The organism is Pseudomonas sp. MWU16-30316 (assembly GCF_020515645.1).
GTDB lineage: Bacteria > Pseudomonadota > Gammaproteobacteria > Pseudomonadales > Pseudomonadaceae > Aquipseudomonas > Aquipseudomonas cerasi.
Map to the genome: position 1 here is coordinate 816,919 of NZ_JAIZAZ010000003.1, position 15,607 is coordinate 832,525.

14 protein-coding genes are annotated in these 15,607 nt (G+C 58.7%); 9 read left to right on the forward strand and 5 right to left on the reverse strand.

Annotation, left to right across the window (positions count from 1 at the left end; all coding sequences use genetic code 11):
• The first annotated feature begins 31 nt into the window (after nt 1-31).
• Genes LCH65_RS14575 through LCH65_RS14590 form a run of 4 tightly spaced genes read left to right on the forward strand, consistent with a single transcriptional unit; the run spans nt 32 to nt 4,058 of the window.
• Nucleotides 32-1,024 carry a TRAP transporter substrate-binding protein gene (locus LCH65_RS14575; protein ID WP_096107124.1) on the forward strand — a complete coding sequence of 331 codons (993 nt, stop codon included), beginning with the start codon at nt 32-34 and terminating at the stop codon, nt 1,022-1,024.
• A 4-nt stretch (nt 1,025-1,028) separates the two neighbouring features.
• Nucleotides 1,029-1,523, forward strand: coding sequence for a TRAP transporter small permease subunit (locus LCH65_RS14580; protein WP_003372892.1), 495 nt, complete (start codon nt 1,029-1,031; stop codon nt 1,521-1,523).
• Nucleotides 1,520-2,806, forward strand: a complete 1,287-nt coding sequence (locus tag LCH65_RS14585) for a TRAP transporter large permease (protein ID WP_003433946.1) — start codon at nt 1,520-1,522, stop codon at nt 2,804-2,806. The genes LCH65_RS14580 and LCH65_RS14585 overlap by 4 nt, the downstream gene beginning before the upstream one ends.
• A gap of 25 nt (nt 2,807-2,831) precedes the next feature.
• On the forward strand, nt 2,832-4,058 hold the full coding sequence (locus tag LCH65_RS14590) for an aminotransferase class III-fold pyridoxal phosphate-dependent enzyme (RefSeq protein WP_003433944.1): 1,227 nt from the start codon (nt 2,832-2,834) through the stop codon (nt 4,056-4,058).
• On the opposite strand, the gene LCH65_RS14595 is transcribed toward LCH65_RS14590, so the two are convergent.
• The 3 genes from LCH65_RS14595 to LCH65_RS14605 all read right to left on the reverse strand — a co-directional run bounded on the left by LCH65_RS14595 (nt 4,031) and on the right by LCH65_RS14605 (nt 7,302).
• Nucleotides 4,031-4,948: a LysR substrate-binding domain-containing protein gene (locus tag LCH65_RS14595; RefSeq protein WP_042931183.1), complete on the reverse strand. Its 918-nt coding sequence runs from the start codon at nt 4,946-4,948 to the stop codon at nt 4,031-4,033. The genes LCH65_RS14590 and LCH65_RS14595 overlap by 28 nt on opposite strands.
• 72 nt (nt 4,949-5,020) lie before the next feature.
• Nucleotides 5,021-6,088 carry an NAD-dependent epimerase/dehydratase family protein gene (locus tag LCH65_RS14600; protein ID WP_003372901.1) on the reverse strand — a complete coding sequence of 356 codons (1,068 nt, stop codon included), beginning with the start codon at nt 6,086-6,088 and terminating at the stop codon, nt 5,021-5,023.
• Nucleotides 6,089-6,234: 146 nt separating this feature from the next.
• On the reverse strand, nt 6,235-7,302 hold the full coding sequence (locus tag LCH65_RS14605; RefSeq protein WP_003372903.1) for an AraC family transcriptional regulator: 1,068 nt from the start codon (nt 7,300-7,302) through the stop codon (nt 6,235-6,237).
• A gap of 220 nt (nt 7,303-7,522) precedes the next feature.
• On the opposite strand from LCH65_RS14605, the gene LCH65_RS14610 reads away from it, so the two are divergent.
• The 3 genes from LCH65_RS14610 (at nt 7,523) to LCH65_RS14620 (ending at nt 10,664) form a co-directional block, all read left to right on the forward strand.
• The gene (locus LCH65_RS14610; protein WP_058417187.1) at nt 7,523-8,935 is read left to right on the forward strand and encodes an NAD(P)-binding domain-containing protein; all 1,413 of its coding nucleotides are present in this window, start codon (nt 7,523-7,525) and stop codon (nt 8,933-8,935) included.
• Nucleotides 8,932-9,783: an SDR family oxidoreductase gene (locus tag LCH65_RS14615; protein ID WP_058417188.1), complete on the forward strand. Its 852-nt coding sequence runs from the start codon at nt 8,932-8,934 to the stop codon at nt 9,781-9,783. Before LCH65_RS14610 ends, LCH65_RS14615 begins: the two co-directional genes overlap by 4 nt.
• Before the next feature lie 140 nt (nt 9,784-9,923).
• Nucleotides 9,924-10,664, forward strand: coding sequence for a helix-turn-helix domain-containing protein (locus LCH65_RS14620; protein WP_042931175.1), 741 nt, complete (start codon nt 9,924-9,926; stop codon nt 10,662-10,664).
• Between the two features lie 82 nt (nt 10,665-10,746).
• Here the strand turns inward: LCH65_RS14620 and LCH65_RS14625 are convergent, their stop codons facing one another.
• Both LCH65_RS14625 and LCH65_RS14630 read right to left on the reverse strand, forming a co-directional pair.
• The gene (locus LCH65_RS14625; protein WP_058417189.1) at nt 10,747-12,081 is read right to left on the reverse strand and encodes an MFS transporter; all 1,335 of its coding nucleotides are present in this window, start codon (nt 12,079-12,081) and stop codon (nt 10,747-10,749) included.
• Between the two features lie 78 nt (nt 12,082-12,159).
• On the reverse strand, nt 12,160-13,137 hold the full coding sequence (locus LCH65_RS14630) for a hydroxyacid dehydrogenase (RefSeq protein WP_003372913.1): 978 nt from the start codon (nt 13,135-13,137) through the stop codon (nt 12,160-12,162).
• 236 nt (nt 13,138-13,373) lie between these two features.
• On the opposite strand from LCH65_RS14630, the gene LCH65_RS14635 reads away from it, so the two are divergent.
• On the forward strand, nt 13,374-14,051 hold the full coding sequence (locus LCH65_RS14635; RefSeq protein ID WP_003433928.1) for an RraA family protein: 678 nt from the start codon (nt 13,374-13,376) through the stop codon (nt 14,049-14,051).
• Nucleotides 14,052-14,290: 239 nt separating this feature from the next.
• Nucleotides 14,291-15,313, forward strand: coding sequence for an NAD(P)-dependent alcohol dehydrogenase (locus LCH65_RS14640; RefSeq protein WP_099266635.1), 1,023 nt, complete (start codon nt 14,291-14,293; stop codon nt 15,311-15,313).
• The last annotated feature ends 294 nt before the right edge of the window (nt 15,314-15,607 follow it).

A 15,607-nucleotide genomic window follows, 5' to 3' on the forward strand; every position in this document is an offset into this window, starting at 1 on the left:
GCTTCAACGCTATCAACGAGAGTTCGCCGCCATGCTCAGATCCCTGTCTCGTAAAACCGTAGTACTTCAGGCCATCGCCGGTCTGGCGTTTCTCGTGGGTACCAACCTGGCAATGGCCGGGCAGACCTTGCGTCTGGCCCATGCCTCCAGCTCCGACAGTCTGATCAACCAGGCGATGACGCGTTTTGCCGCCGAGGTCAGCGCCGAGACGAAAGGTGAATTGAACGTACAGGTCTATCCGGACGGCCAACTGGGCGACGAAGCGCCTATCGTCGACTCGGTCGGCGCCGGTGCCATCGACATTGGCTTGGGCGGCTCGACCGACGGCATCGATCCACGCCTGAATGCATTGTCACTGCCATTTCTGTTCGAAGATTCTGTCGCCGTGCATGCCTACCTCGATAGCGAAGCCGGCAAGAAATTTCTGAGCATGGGCCAGGACCACGGCTTCGTCATGCTCTCGGCACTGGACTCGGGTTTTCGTCAGTTCGCCAACAGCAAACACCCTATATTGCAACCAGCGGACCTTAGCGGCCTGAAAATACGCACGCCGCCCAACCCGGTCATTCTGGCAACCATCAAGCAATTGGGCGGGCTGGGGCAGTCGATTCCGTTTGGCGAGGTCTATACCTCGCTGCAATCGGGTGTAGTGGACGGGGTCGAGCCTGAACTGCGCGATTTTCATGATCAGAAATGGTACGAGGTCGCCAAGTATGTCTCGCTCTCGAACTACGTGTGGTCGGCAAACTTCTGGTTCATCAACAAGGACAAGTATGAAAGCCTGAGCACAACGGAGCGGGCGGCTCTCGACAAGGCGGTGGTAGACACCACCGCCTGGTATCGCTCACAGCTGGAAGCGGTGTACAGCAAAATCCAGCAGGAAATGCAGAGCAAGGGCGTGAAGTTCAACGACGTCAACCCTCGGCCGTTTCGCGAGCTGAGCAATCCGGTCTATACGCAGTTCGGCAAGGTCTGGGGCGAAGACTTCGTCAGCCAGCTGCGACACGACGCGCAAGGCGAGTGACGCCATGTCTATCAGCCCGCATCCCGACCAACCACCCAGCAGCCTGGCTGAACGCTGCCTTGCTGTATTCGGCGCGTTGATGTTCGCCGTCACCTTTCTGTCCATTCTGGCGGGCGTCTTCTCCCGCTACCTGAACCTGCATGGCTTCGAATGGTCGTTCGAGATCGCCACCATCGGGTTTATCTGGGTGACGTTCACTGGCGCGGTGATCGCTGAAATGAGGCAGGAGAACGTGCGATTCCAAGGCTTGGCAGGCATGCTGCCGGCCGCTCTGCAAAAGGCCCTGGATGCCTTTGCGAGCGTGGCTTTGCTGGGGATCAGCGCGTGGCTGCTGAGCAGCGGTGTGGCGTTTATTTCACGCACAGGCTGGATGCCGACCCCGGTGCTGCGCTGGCCGGCAGGACTGAGTTCACTGGCGCTGATCAGCGCTGCCGCAATGCTCGCGATACTGGCCGTTGTGCGCCTGGCACGCCTGATTCGCAACGGAGTACGCCCATGACCGTGCTGATTCTCTTTCTGGCGTTTTTCTGTTTGTTGATGGCTGGCCTGCCCGTCGTCTGGGCGATGGCCGGTGGCAGTATCGCGGCTTTGCTATGGGGCGATCTGCACATGCCGCTGGCCTGGCTCGCCCAGCAGACACTGCGCGGTGCGGACTCATCCACCCTGGCCTCGATTCCGTTGTTTCTGCTGGCCGGAGAATTGATGAACCGTGGCGGCCTCACGCTGCGCATCATGCGCGTTGCAGAGCATTGCTTCGGACGTTTGCGTGGTGGACTCGGACTGGTGAACGTGGCCACTGCGTTCGTTTATGGCGGCCTGACCGGCTCGGCCACGGCCGATACCGGCACCGTTGCCAAGGTCATGATTCCGGTGATGGAAGCGCGAGGCTACCCTCGTGCCTTCGCCGCGGCAGTCACCGCTGCCTCCGGAACGCTGGGTATTATCGTGCCACCGAGTGTCATTCTGATCATGTTCGGCGTGCTGACCAATACGTCTATCGGCGGTCTGTTCATGGCCGGCGTGATCCCCGGCCTGATGCTCGCCGCAGTCTTCATGCTGACCGCTTATATAGTAGGGGTTCGCGAGGGCTTTCCAAAAGCCGAAGGCAAGATGGACTGGGGCCTGTTCCTGCGTGATACCGCCGGCGCGCTACCAGCATTGCTGATGCCGTTCATGGTGTTGGGAACGATAGTGACCGGCTTTGCCACGGCCACTGAAGCAGCCTCTTTGTCGGTTCTTTACGCGCTGTTCGTCGGCACCATCGTCTACCGCCAATTGCGCTGGCGTGACCTGTTCCCGGCCGTGACCGAAGCGGTCACCACAACTGGCTCGGTAATGATCATCATGGCCGTGGCGATGCCGTTCGGCTGGATTCTGACCTTCGAACTGGTACCGCATACCGTGGCGACCTGGATCGTCGGCCTGCATACCGGCCCGCTGATCACCATATTGCTGGTGATTCTGGTGCTCAAGGTCGTTGGCTTCTGGCTGGACCTGGGCCCGGCGATGATCATCCTGGCCCCCATTCTGGTTCCGGTTGCCAAGGCGGCAGGTTTCGAGCCCTACCAGATCGGTCTGATCTTCACCATGACCCTGGGCTGGGGGCTGTTCACTCCGCCTATCGGAACCAACATCTTTGTGGTGTGCAATGTCGGGCGTATTGATATCGGCTCCGTCTCACGACGATTGATACCGTTCTGGATCGCTACGGCATTTGCCATCGCCTTGCTCGTGTTATTCCCGAATCTGACCCAATGGTTGCCCCGCGTCATGGGCTATTGATCCCTCCCATTTCCTGAGAAAAAAGATGAAACATTTGATCGGTGGAATTTCCAGCGGCGGCCGCGCTTTGCCTGAAATCGATGGCCAGGTCTTCAATGTCACGCGTTCCAGTGGCCCATGGCTGTGGGACAGCGAGGGGATTCGCTACGTGGACACGGCAATGGGCTTCGGTGCAACCATGCTCGGTCATGCCCAGACGCAGGTCATGGCTGCAGCCAGTGCTGCGATGATCAATGGCCCGATGCCGTCCTTCGCCCACGCAGACGAGGAGGCTGCGGCGGCGGCGTTGGCAGCGTTCACCGGCGATCTCAGCCAGGTGATATTCGTCAATACCGGAAGCGAAGCGGTGCACCTGGCCTGCCGGACTGCCCGCGTCGCGACGGGCCGCCAGCGTATCGTCAAGTTCGCTGCCGGCTATGACGGCTGGTACGACTCGGTCGCCTTTGGCAACGCCGGACAGGCATCGGCCCTGATGGCCGATACGCAGCGTCCGGAAAGGGACGGTGTACTGCTGCTGCGCTACAACGATTTTGCCGACGCCGAGCAGTTGTTTCGCGACTACCACGACATTGCCGCTCTGGTGCTGGAACCGGTGCTGGCCAATGCGGGTTGCATCGAACCTGCAGCCGGGTACTTGAAGTACCTCAGCGATCTGGCCCACCGCAATGGGGCGCTCATTATTCTGGATGAAGTGCTGATGGGGCTGCGCCTGTGCCCGGGGCTGACCGGCACGTTGCTGGGTGCCGAGGCCGACCTCGCCACGGTCGGCAAGGCCATCGGCAGTGGTATTCCCGTCGCTGCACTGGTCGGAAAGCCCGAATACATGGGGTTGTTCGAACAGGGGAAAATCGTCCGTGCCGGTACTTACAGCGGAGCGCCGCCGGCCTGCGCCGCAGTACTGGCAACCCTCAAGCAACTGGCCACTGCGGACTATCCCGCACTGCTGAGACGCGGCGATCAGTTGCGCGCGCAACTGGTGGCAGCCTTTGCCAACAAGGGCATGGCGGTAAGCAGCACGGGTTACGGGTCGGTGTTCACCTTATGGCCGTCGGCAGTCCCGCCCAAAGACTACGCTGATGCAGCGCAAATGGCTGACAGTCGCTGGACGCTGGCCTTGCACAAGGCGCTGCGTCGGCAAAGGGTCATGAGCATGCCGTTTGCTTTCGGCCGCACCTACCTGACCTTTGCCCATCAGGAGCAGGCATTGCAGGCCTTGCTGGAAGGCTACAAGGCGGCCATCGCTTCGCTTTGAATCGTGCCTTTAGAAGTGACTTGTGAGCTGTTTTCCGAGAGGCTTTCGGCCTTGAAGCAGTCGCGAACGAAATGTGCCAGGCGGCGCGTGTTCAGCAGGGCATGTTCGGGCACTACAAGCTCCAGCTCGATGCTCGGCAGCTCGGGCAATTGCTCGCAGTGCAGAATGCGCCAGCCGGACGGCACGACCGAAGCGGGTAATACCGTCACCGAGGTGCCCAATCGAACCGAATGCATGACGCCCGGGAGATGGGATGACGAACTGACCACTCGCCAGGGCGTGCCTAGCAGATCCAGCGCCTCGATGATCTGCGGACGCGCCCGGCAGCTGTCGGTAAACAATGACAGCGGCACAACCTTCTGTTGCTCGGGAAAATGCCCCGGCGCTGCGCACCACAACATCGGCTCGCACCGGAGTAACTCACCCTGTACCTTGGTGTTGGCGCGGGTGATGATCGCCAGGTCGATGCTACCTTCCGTAATCATCGCCTCGAGGCGAGAAGAAAAATCACAGATGATTTCCACCTGCAGATGCGGGTGGCGCAGGGCGAACGCCTGCATCAGCTCGCACCCCAGTGACTCCAGGTAGTCATCCGGCATGCCGATACGGACGCGGGCAGCCTCCTGCCCGCAATCCAGCGCGGCAAGCGCTTCATCCTCAAGCATCTGGATGCGCCGGGCATAGCCGATCAGCCTTTCGCCATGCTCCGTCAACGTGACGCCACGGCGAGAGCGCTCCAGCAGCTTGCGCCCGACCCTGGCTTCCAGTCGTCCCAGCATCAGACTTACCGCTGCCTGGGTCTTGCCGATACGCTCACCGGCGTTGGTAAACCCGCCGCAGTCGATGACAGCAACAAAAGCGGCAAGGCAATCGGTATCGAGATGGCGCATGGGAAGACCTCGGGTGAAACGTGATGGCAGATAACCATGCATGTTCCATTCCGTTTACACAGATGGGGCAACCTAACGGTTTCGGGCCGCCTGACCTTTCAGCTGGCGCTGCGCTTCCCAGCACTGATAGTGGTCGGTCAGCGTTTCGGTGATCGAGCGATACCTGACTCCCAGATCATTCACGCTGCGCTGGTTATCCACGCTGAAACGGATGCCCAGATGCTTGCTCAGGTAAGCCTGAGTGAGCCCGAACATCGGACCGATCAAGCGCACGAGCACATTGGGGATCTGATAGCGGGGCAGCAGCCAGGGACGTCGATGCAGACGTCGCACAATGCCGGCGATCTCCACGAAAGAGATCATTCGTTGTTCGGCAAGGATGTAACGTCCATGAGCGTCAGCCTTGTTGGCCGCGGTGATATGGGCTGTCGCCACATCCCGGACGTCGACCGTCGTAAGGCTCAGGTCGGGCATCCCGTAAAAGAAGTAGCCACGGAACATCTCATCCAGCAGGAAGAGGCTTCCGGACTCCGAGGCGGGTGTCAGAGACGGGCCCAGAATCATGCCGGGATTGATCGTCACCAGGCTCCAGCGGCTCTGCGCTTCGCAGATTCTCCACGCCTCTTTCTCGGCTTCGACCTTGGCGTAATGGTAGGGATTGGTCTTGAGTGTGCTGCTGGTATTGAAATACTCCTCGGTGAGGGTCTTGTTGCTCATCTGCAGCACATCGATGTAGTCACCAAAGATTGCCCCGACCGTGGAGGTCATGACCACGCGCATCACGCTGGGGGTTTTATCGACGCTCTGCAGGACATTCCGAGTGCCCTGCAGTGCGGGCTCAAGCATCTCCCGGCGACCGTCTTTTATTTTCTCGGGCAACAGGAAAGGTGACGCCACATGATGGACCACGCTGCAGTCGCGCATGGGCGCATCAAATGCGCCCTCTGCCAGAAGGTCCGCCTCGAACAGATAAAGCCTGCCCGGATACTGCTTTTGCAGCGTCCGCAAAGGCAGCACTTTTGCCTCGTTGGCGAGATTGCGCACGGTGGTATTGACGGTAATACCGCTGGCGAGCAATTGCTGAATAAGGTGGCAGGCAACGAACCCGCCACCTCCGGTAACAAGAACTCGATCGGTCATGGCAGCCCATCTCTTGTTTGATTGGTTATGCAGAGCAGGGCTACGTTAAACAATCGGTTACAGAACGATCAGGGCTGAACCGGACGCGAAAGGGGGCGGCGATGGACTTCCGTCAATACGCTGCAGACTGCGGATCACGCGAAACATCAGGGCGATGTCGGGCGCTGGATATCTTTGCGGAACTGCTGCATCTCGTGCCTGGCCTCTCGCGGCGTTACCCCGGTCCAGCGCTTGAATGCCCGGCGAAAATCACGAATATCACTGAAGCCGGTTTCGCTGGCCACGTCGATCAGCTTCGTTTCGCGGTGACTCAGCAGTGACAATGCCTTTGCCCGGCGCAGTGAATCGATGACGCCCTGATAAGACTGTCCGGCTTCATCCAGACGCCGCCTCAAGGTGCGCTCGCCTATATTGAGTTGCTGCGCGAGTTCATTGAGTGACGGCGGCGCGCAGAGCCGCTTGCGTATTTCCCGTTGCACGGTTTCGACAAGATCAGACGTGCCTTTATCTTCCCAGTTTGCGCTGTCCAACAACTCGGCCACTTCGGCCGCGACGAAATCGTCACGCGTGACTAATGGCGTTTCCAGCCAACGGGCGTCGAACTCGATCAGATTATGCGTACCGGCGAATACCACCGGGCAGCGGAACACTTCCTTGTACCGATGCGCGTGCTCGGGCTCCGGGTATTCAAGTTCCACACGACTGGGAACCAGATCATGACGGCCACTCAGGTGCCGAACGATCGCCATCGCGCTGGCGAACGCCTCTTCCAGATAGAAACCGATTACATCGGGGTCGAAGAACTGCGGCACGATATACGTCAGGCAACGCCCCTCGTGAAACTCCATACGGTGGGAGAGCAGGGCGCCGGCGTGTTTCTGATAGCGGATGGCCAGATTGAGCGCATCGCCCAGCGTCGGGCTGGCCTGCATGCCCAATCCGACGATACCCCATGACACGGCCGTCTGGCGCTGGCCGACCGACAACCCCAAGCCATCATCGCCCAACTCCGAAAGGGTCCGGCGCACCAGCAGGTTGCTTTGCCGGTGCGACAGTAAATAACCCGATTTCTTCAGGTCATCAGGCGCGAAACCCAGGCCACGGCACAGCCACTGGGTATTGACGCCACGATCGGTCGCGTACTGCAGAAGCATACGCGATACCTGTGGCGGGGCAGAGGCTTCGGAGAACAGTGGGTCGGCAATGAGCTTCATATTGATCCAGACCTTTCACGTGCAGGTATTTTTGTCCCATCGAATCACAGCATGCCTGAAAAAACAGCTGAAACATCCGTGTAAACGTTCATTTTTATCGGCTTGAAGTGCCTGTCGGACAAGTCCGTTATCACCCCCTTTAACGTCCATAAACCCCCTGCTAGCGCTACGGCTCCTTGGCTAACTTAGGGTTCTCGCTGTAGAACCCGAGGAATACAAAGTGAGCAACGACAACAAGATTCACGATTGCGCCGACGCGGTATGCATTATCGGAAGCGGGCCTGGCGGGCTTTGCATGGCCAGGGCGCTCAAGCGCCAGGGACTCGATTACGAACAATTCGAGCGACACAGTGAAGTGGGTGGTGTCTGGGATATCAATAACCCCGGAACGCCGATGTACCATTCGGCGCACTTTATCTCTTCGCGCGATCAGTCTGGCTTCATTGATTACCCGATGCCCGCGCACTTTCCCGACTACCCGAGCAATCGGCAGATTTTCGAGTACGTCCGCTCCTTTGCAATGGCGTTTGACCTGTACGGCAAAATCCGCTTCAACACCGCCGTCGACAATGTCGAAAAGGAAGAAAACGGCCGCTGGCTGGTGACACTGGCCAACGGTGAACGACGCCGCTATCGCGCGGTTGTGTGCGCCACAGGGTGCAACTGGGACCCGAACATGCCCGAGGTGAAAGGTCAGTTCGAAGGCACCATCAGGCACTCGGTAACCTACAAGCATGCCGACGAATTCAAAGGCAAACGGGTAATGGTCATCGGTGCGGGCAACTCCGGTGCAGATATTGCCTGTGACGCCGCCAGGCATGCGGATAAAGCCTTTATCAGCATGCGCCGCGGCTATCACTTCATCCCTAAGCATCTGTTCGGAATGCCGGTTGATGAGTTCGGCGAAAAGGGGCCGCAACTGCCAATATGGCTGGCGCGGCCTATATTTCAGGCGATTCTGCGTGTGATCAATGGCGACACCCGCCGTTTTGGCTTGCCCAGACCTGACCACAAGCTGTTTGAAAGCCACCCGTTGCTCAATACCCAGTTGCTGCACTGTTTGCAGCACGGTGATATTCAGGTCAAAGCGGATGTTTCGCACTATGAGGGGCAGTACGTGGTGTTCAAGGATGGCACACGCGAGGCGCTGGATCTGGTGCTTTACGCCACCGGTTATAAATGGAGCTGCAAATACGCCGCAAACTATTTCGAGTGGAAGGGCGGTCGGCCCCGATTATACCTGTCGATTTTCAGCCGCGAGCACCACAACCTGTTTGGCATCGGTTACGTTGAAACCAACTCCAGCGCCTACAAGCTGTTCGACAGCGAGGCCCACGCGGTGGCCTGTTACTTGCGCGACCAATTGCAGCAAAAAGCCAGAGCTCGTCAATTTGATCGGTTGATTGCGTCTGACGATCCGGATCTTTCCGGGGGGATCACGTTCGTCAAATCCCAACGCCATGAGGTGTACCTGGAGGCTCATACGCTCAAGAAATACCTGCGCAAGTTGTCTCATGGGCTGGGCTGGCCAATGGTCGAGGAAGGCTACTACAAGAACCTGCGCAGAGGTGCCGGCTATGTGGCTGCGCCGCTGCTCCAGGAAACAGCCGCCATTCAGGAGACGTGCTCATGAAAACGGTGGTCCTGATTACCGGTGCGGCCGGTGGCATAGGCCAGGCCATCTGTGCCCAGCTGATCCGTCGGGGGATGCAACTGGTCCTGGCTGATATCGACGAAAAACAATTGTGTTCGCTGGCAGAAAAACTGGGGGAAGGCGCTTATCCCTATGTGATTGATCTGACCGATCAGCAAGCCCTGGCTGATTTGATGGCCTATATAGAAGCAGAGTTTGGCCGACTGGACGTGCTGATCAATAATGCCGCCATCGCGGTGGTCGAGGCGTTCGATACACGCTCGGTGGACAGCATCAGCAGAGAGCTCAATATCAATCTCGTTGCACCCCTGATTCTTACGCGCCTCGCCATCCCATTGCTCAAGCGCTCGGCTGACGCCCGGATCATCTCCACGGTTTCGCTGGGCGGTGTATTTCCCACGCCGGAATCACCCATCTATTGCGCCAGCAAGTTCGGCCTGCGTGGCGCCATGTTGTCGATCGGGCTGGATCTGGCAGAGAAGGGCATCAAGGTCGGCTCGATCCTGCCCACTGCGACAGACACACAAATGTTGCGCAAGGAAGCGATTGAGGGCGGCAACGCCTTGCAGTTCATCGCGCCGCCGCAATCGCCGGATGACGTCGCACGTCAGGTAATGCTCATGCTCGACAAGCCCTGCCTGGAGCGATCACCGAAACCGAGTGAATCCTGGGCGTCCAGTCTGGCCATGTTGTTCCCCAATCTATTGCCGCGGGCCATCCGCCTGCTACAAAAACGTGGCGAAAAGGGCATGCAGAAATATATCGAATCATTGGGCGAGCGAGGTCTGGCGCACCAGGTGGAAGGTGTCTGGCGTTTGAAGCAGTAAGCCCGACATTGGGCTGGCGGCGTTTTTTTGACCTTTGCAGCGCGGCTGATACCAAGGGTTTCATGGCTATCCGTTTTCAGCTAACGGATAATGCTGCGAGTTCGAGGTTCATGCTGCAATCTGCCGCACAGGAGATAATGATGGTCAAAACGCGTCCACGTCCCGCCGTGAATGGAGTCGCATCAGCGGATAGAGTGCTCACCGTTCTGTCTTCGTTTCAGATCGGAGACTCGGCCTTGAGCCTTGTGGAACTGGTCGAGCGCACCGGACTGATCAAAAGCACGATCATGCGTTTGATGGTTTCCCTGGAAACCTATGGCTTCGTCAATCGTCTTGCAGACGGTCGCTATATGCTCGCGAGCGAGGTCATGCGCCTCAATGCGGTCTACCAGGATGCTCTGGATCTTGAGCGGCATGTGTTGCCAAGACTGCACAAGTTGACCGGTGAAACCGGCGAGACGGCCTCTTTTTATGTGAAACACGGCGCCTATCGGTTGTGCCAGTACCGGGTCAACTCTCCTCACCGGCTGCGATTGCATATGCAGCCTGGAGACATGCGCCCCATGGACGGTGCGGCGAGTGCCGAAGCATTGCGTACCCCGTATGCCCGTGCGAAGGATGGGCTGGAGCCTTTTTACTCCAGCGGTGCGACTGACCCGCATGCTGCCTCGATGGCATTGCCCATTTTTGGCCCGCTGCATGAAAACATCGGAGCACTGGTACTTTCGGGCCCGTCCATGCGACTGACCGCTGACTACGCAAAAGCGATCCGGTCGATCTTCATCGAGGTGGCTGACGACCTGACGCGCAGCCTCGGAGGGAAAAGCTTCGGCGAGGAGAAGGTCACACACCGCGCGACGGCGGTAGACGAAGCGGTCTGAAGCCGGCGTCAGTAGCCACTTCCATAAACAGCCGACTTGAAGCGCTGCGTCAGGCAGCGTTTCAAATCGTTATTGCCGCGCCTCAACTGACCTCTACGGATTTGGCATCCTCAAGCGCTTCACGCTTGCGGCTTCTGCCCATCACAAGCACGGCGATTGCACCGGCTGTGCACAGCGCGGCCAGAGGCAACAGAGCGACCGCATAACTTCCCGTGGCCTGATGGATAGCGCCATAAGCGTTGACCATGATCCCGCCTCCGATCAGATTCGCCAGAGCGCCGATGGCCGCCAGTCCGGCAGCTGCCGTGCTGCTCGAAAGCCAGTTGGACACCAGTGCCCAGAACGGACCTTTCATCGAGTAGGCGCCGATGAGCACCATGGTCAGCATCACCACAGTGGCGGGTAGAGAGGATGTGACCAGCGCCAGCAGCAGACCTGCCGTGATCAAAAACAACGTGGCGGAGGTGTGCCAGCGACGTTCATTGCTGCGGTCCGAGCTGCGCCCCCAGACGATCATGGCAACCGATGCAATACCGTAGGGAATGGCATTGACGAAGCCGATCTCCAGATTGCTCAGGCCAAAGCTTTTCAACAGCTGCGGTGCCCACACGCTCATGGTGCTGCCTGCTGCAGACGCGCCTGAATAGATAAGCGCCATGACCCATATGTCCTTGTGCTTGAGCAGCTTCCACAGCGAGATATGGCCGATATTGGTCTTGAGCTTGCGCTCTTCGTCCAGCTTGTTGACCAGCCAGGTGCGCTGCTCGTCATTCAGCCAGCGAGCCTGAGCGGGACGATCCGTGAGAATGAAAAGGCAGGCAATTCCCAGCAGTACCGCGGGGATCCCCTCAAGAATGAACAGCCAGTGCCAGCCCCTCATGCCCATCCAGCCGTCCAGTGTCAGCAGGTAGCCCGAAAGCGGCGAGCCCAGAAAGTTTGCACCTGGAATAGCGACCATGAAGATCGCCACCATGCGTGCGCGATAGGCTGACGGCAACCAGTAAGTCATGTACAGCAGCACCCCCGGGAAAAAACCTGCCTCGGCAGCGCCCAGCAGAAAGCGCATGACGTATAGCGAGTTGGCGCCCTGGACAAAAGCCGTACCTGCGGAAATCAGCCCCCAGGTGATCATGATGCGTGCAATCCAAATGCGCGCGCCGAATTTCTGCAGTGCCAGGTTGCTCGGCACCTCGACCAGAAAGTAGGAGACAAAGAACAGGCTGCTCGCGAAACCGAAGATCGCCGGGCTGAGGCCCAGGTCATGATTCATCTGCAGCGATGCCATGCCGATGTTGCCGCGGTCGATGATCGCAATCAGGTAACAGAGGATAAGGAATGGAAGCAGTCGCCATGCAACTTTGCGCATGGTAGTGAGCTCAAGTTCGGTGACCGGTTGAGTCGCTTGGGGGCGGGCCATGGTGCTCTCCTGTGTTTATTTTTGTGGAGAAACGGTAGATGTTCGCCCCGCCGGCCAGGCAGCGGGGCGCAAGCCGGATCAGCTATCGAGCAATTGGCGATTCACGACGCAGCGAGGATCAAGCGCGTCGCCTTCCCACACTTTCACGATCTGTTGAACGGCCAGCAGTCCCACGCGATCAAGGGATTCGGTGGTATTGGCACCCGTATGCGGTGTGGCAACGAGATTTGGCAGCTGCCACAGCGCGCTGTCGGCAGACGGTGGCTCCGGATTGAACGTATCCAGCCCCGCACCTGCGATTCTGTTGGCTTGCAGCGCCTGGATAAGCGCCTGGGTGTCGACCAGTTCACCACGGGCAGTATTGATCAGGATGCAGTTGGAGCGCATGCGGTTCAGTTGCGCGGTACTGATCAGGTTGCGATTTTCGTCAGTCAGCGGGCAATGCAGGCTGATGATATCGCTGGATTCGATCAGGCGGTCAAAGTCGGTTTCACGCTCGACGTTTGAACGTTCGGGTAGCGTTTTGAGGTAAGGGTCGAACACCTTGACCTTCATCTGCAAGGGCGCAACCAGATCCATCAGGATGCTGCCGATCGCCCCAAGGCCAACCAACCCCAATGTCTTGCCGGACAACTCGATGCCGTTGGCGGTGGCCTTATCCCAATGCCCCTGACGTGTACGGGCATCCAGCCAGGCAATTTGCCGAGCCACGCTGAACATGAGCGCAAAGGCATGTTCGGCCACGGATTGCGCGTTCGCCCCGAGGGCGATCATGACAGGGACACCTTTCTCTGCCGCCGCCTGAATATCGATGGTGTCGTAGCCGACCCCATGCTTGGCGACCGCCTTGAGCCTGGGGGACGCTTCGATCATTTCTCGCGTGAGCTTGCCTTGCCTGACGATGATCGCGTCGGGCTGCACGTCGCGGATGAGCGAAGTGAGCTCTTCAGCCGGCAGATAGGGGGTGGTGGGGAAAATCTGAATGCCCAGATCATTCGCATAGCTCATCGCGTTGTGTGCTAGGGCGGGGCCCGTCAGCAAAATCTTGCGGGTCATGGATGCGTACCTTGTTCTTGTTTGCGTCGCGTTTGGTGTGCGACCGGGCAGCGACTTCAACCCGATATCTAAACCCTACCATAATGAAATGCCATTTCACTATCCTGATTTTTATCGGACTAAAAAAGTTTATTAATTATTTTTTACCGCTTGATTGATACAAAATGAAATGTGATTCTGAAAAAGCTTCCCCAGCCTTTCGGCGGCAACCCATAATTTCAAGAGAGCCATGCCCCATGACGATTGGATTCCGAGTCCTCGAAGCAGCCCGCAAAGTCAGCGCTGAGTGGGTATCACGTTATCGCGACGTACCCGTCGCAAATGTCAGCGATTCGATGAATAGAATGACCGCAGGCGGCGCTCGCCTGCGTCCGATGCACCGCGAAGGCGTGCTGGCCGGACCTGCTCTGACCGTGAAAGCCCGGCCCGGTGACAACCTCATGTTGCATTACGCCATTGATATCGCCGAACCGGGCGATGTGATCGTGGTGGATGCGGGGGGAGACCTGAGCAACGCGCTCATCGGCGAGATGATGGTGGCCTATGCGGTGAAGCGTGGCGTGGCGGGCATCGTCATCAACGGCGCGATTCGGGACGCAGGAAGCATTGCTGCAGGGACATTCCCGATGTTTGCAGCAGGCATTTCCCACCGGGGCCCTTACAAGGACGGGCCGGGTGAGATCAACGTGGCTATTGCGATCGACGGTATGGTGATCGAACCGGGTGATCTGGTCATAGGCGATGAGGACGGCTTGCTGTGCGTACCGTACGAGCATGTCGCCGACGTCTATGATCGAGCCGCGGCCAAGCACCATGCCGAACAAAAGCAACTGGAACAGATCGCCAAGGGAGAAAACGATCGCTCCTGGGTCCTGGAATCCTTAAAGAAAAAGGGCTGCCAGCTACCACAATAACTCGGTACATCAGGCGTAAGCACGGCCGTGGCGCAACGCTGCGCTGCGCCGTGCCGTTACGCCACGCCAGGCAGCAGACCAAGGCGGCCGGGATGCGAGTGCCGGACTTGATGCTCAGCGCTGAGCAGGTATTGTGTAGGCGACACGTTGAAGAACCCGCGGCCCTGAACCGGGCGACACGATATTTTCAAGGCGCGATGCAGAGACCTCATGGCGCTGACGGCACAAGGATTATGTTCATGAAAGCTTTTCAGATCGGATCTCAACAAGGCCTGGACGCGCTGACCGCGACCACTCGGCCCGAGCCGATCGCCGGGCCGGGGCAGGCCATCGTGGCGCCTCGCCTGGTGAGCCTTATCAGCCGGGATGTTCAAATTCTGCGTGGTACATACGGCCCCCGACAATTACCAGAGCGCATTCCCATGTCCGAAGGCGTGGGTGAAGTCATCGCCGTAGGCGAGGGCGTCAGCCAGGTCAAACCGGGCGACCGGGTCATCTGCGGTCACTTTCCCGGCTGGCTGCAGGGCGAATTTCGCACCAGCGTGTTCGCCCACGATGTCGGTGTAACTCATGACGGCTGGCTGGCTGAAAAAGTCGTATTGCCCGCCGCTGCCTTGATTCACGTACCGGACGCGTTGGCTGACAAGGACGTTGCCGCACTGGCATCTGCCGGTCTGACCGCCTGGAACGCGCTGATGGAGGTCTGCAAGGTCAAACCGGGTGAACTCGTCCTGTGTCTGGGGACCGGCGGAGTGGCGCTGGCCGCGTTGAAACTGGCCAGGCTTCACGGCGCACGCGTGGCGATCACCTCATCGAGTGACGAGAAGCTGGACATCGCGCGTCAGCTTGGCGCCGACATCACGATCAATTACCGCACGCACCCGGACTGGGCGGCTCAAGTCATGGCGCTCAGTGATAACGCCGGTGCCGACATCATTATCGAGACAGGAGGGCAGGACACCTTGGGACAATCGATCGCGGCGGCTGCCGTCAACGGCCGTATTGCCGTGATAGGCGTGACGCCAGGTCAGCACTCGCCGATTCCCGACTACCTGTCGCTGATCCTCAAAAACGTCACAATCAGAGGCATCGCCAACGGCAGCCGCGAGATGTTTGTCGACCTTATTCGAGCCATCGAGGCCAATGGAGTTGAAACGGTAGTCGCCAGGACATTCAAATTCGCCGATGCCCCCGAAGCCTACGCATATTTCGCCGCCGCGCGGCACATTGGCAAGGTACTGATCGAGTTTGAACAGGGGTGAGGTTACCGCGCCTTAGCTGAACATATAGCGAAAGGCTTACACACGCCGAGGTGAATCAGCCCTGTACGACATGCTCGCGAAGTAGCAATCTATACCCATCAACCGTTGCGCAGGAGGCGCTTCGGAGGTCAGGGATGATCACCATTGCCGGGATGGCTACTGACAGGATGTTGGAATGGTATTGATAGAAAAACGACCCGCTCCGGCGGGTTTTTTTATGGGCGCAAGAAATGGCGCAATGCGCACATCGTCTGAACCGGTTGGTCGTTTACCCTCGACGTTGATCAGTCGAGC

Coding starts and splice junctions, on each gene's coding strand:
- LCH65_RS14585 (WP_003433946.1), top strand. CDS start 1,520: ATGACCGTGCTGATTCTCTTTCTGGCGTTTTTCTGTTTGTTGATGGCT.
- LCH65_RS14595 (WP_042931183.1), bottom strand. CDS start 4,948: ATGCGCCATCTCGATACCGATTGCCTTGCCGCTTTTGTTGCTGTCATC.
- LCH65_RS14620 (WP_042931175.1), top strand. CDS start 9,924: ATGGTCAAAACGCGTCCACGTCCCGCCGTGAATGGAGTCGCATCAGCG.
- LCH65_RS14600 (WP_003372901.1), bottom strand. CDS start 6,088: ATGACCGATCGAGTTCTTGTTACCGGAGGTGGCGGGTTCGTTGCCTGC.
- LCH65_RS14630 (WP_003372913.1), bottom strand. CDS start 13,137: ATGACCCGCAAGATTTTGCTGACGGGCCCCGCCCTAGCACACAACGCG.
- LCH65_RS14625 (WP_058417189.1), bottom strand. CDS start 12,081: ATGGCCCGCCCCCAAGCGACTCAACCGGTCACCGAACTTGAGCTCACT.
- LCH65_RS14640 (WP_099266635.1), top strand. CDS start 14,291: ATGAAAGCTTTTCAGATCGGATCTCAACAAGGCCTGGACGCGCTGACC.
- LCH65_RS14575 (WP_096107124.1), top strand. CDS start 32: ATGCTCAGATCCCTGTCTCGTAAAACCGTAGTACTTCAGGCCATCGCC.
- LCH65_RS14590 (WP_003433944.1), top strand. CDS start 2,832: ATGAAACATTTGATCGGTGGAATTTCCAGCGGCGGCCGCGCTTTGCCT.
- LCH65_RS14605 (WP_003372903.1), bottom strand. CDS start 7,302: ATGAAGCTCATTGCCGACCCACTGTTCTCCGAAGCCTCTGCCCCGCCA.
- LCH65_RS14635 (WP_003433928.1), top strand. CDS start 13,374: ATGACGATTGGATTCCGAGTCCTCGAAGCAGCCCGCAAAGTCAGCGCT.
- LCH65_RS14580 (WP_003372892.1), top strand. CDS start 1,029: ATGTCTATCAGCCCGCATCCCGACCAACCACCCAGCAGCCTGGCTGAA.
- LCH65_RS14615 (WP_058417188.1), top strand. CDS start 8,932: ATGAAAACGGTGGTCCTGATTACCGGTGCGGCCGGTGGCATAGGCCAG.